This window comes from Polaromonas sp. P4_H1, assembly GCF_056400945.1.
In genome coordinates this window covers 1-540 of record NZ_JBFUKG010000132.1, presented here as the reverse complement: position 1 = coordinate 540, position 540 = coordinate 1, and the positions used below count along the sequence as shown (strand labels likewise).

At 62.2% G+C, this 540-nt stretch carries 1 protein-coding gene; it reads right to left on the bottom strand.

Annotation, left to right across the window (positions count from 1 at the left end):
- Nucleotides 1-69: 69 nt before the first annotated feature.
- A partial coding sequence (locus AC1DS5_RS25505) for an NAD-dependent epimerase/dehydratase family protein (protein ID WP_477721031.1) occupies nt 70-540 on the bottom strand: 471 nt, incomplete at its 5' end.

Genomic DNA, 540 nt, shown 5'->3' with positions numbered 1-540 from the left:
GCACTGGCCTGGCCGATGCCAGAGCCTCCGCCGGTGATGATTGCCGTACGCCCCTGAAGTCTCATGTCATCATCCTATGCTGTGCCGTGCCGACCAGTCGATCAGATCCGCGGCTGAGTCGGCGCAGCCGAATTTGGCGCGCCATCCGAATTCCTGCTCCAATCGCGCGACCGATAGCGGTGCCCTGTCGCTGTCACTATGCAGATCGATGGTTGGGGTTTCGCCGACGCTGGCCAGGCGGCAAACAAAGCCCGGATTGGATTCCGTCAATTGTTGGCCCCATTCCAGCGCTGACCACGGCGTGGCGGTTGAGATGTTGTAGAGGCGATGCTGCGTCTTCGGCGCCTCAATCAGCAAAGTCATGGCATCGGCGACATCGGGCGCATAGATCCAGTCCCGCACGCCGGAACGGACCAGAATGGCGGCGCTCTGCTTCGCGTGCGCCGCGAAAATCTGCATCAGCGGGCTGAGCGTATCCCGTACGCCTGTTGCGCGCTCCCATGGTCCAAACACGGCGCTGAGCCGCACGCTGATGAAATC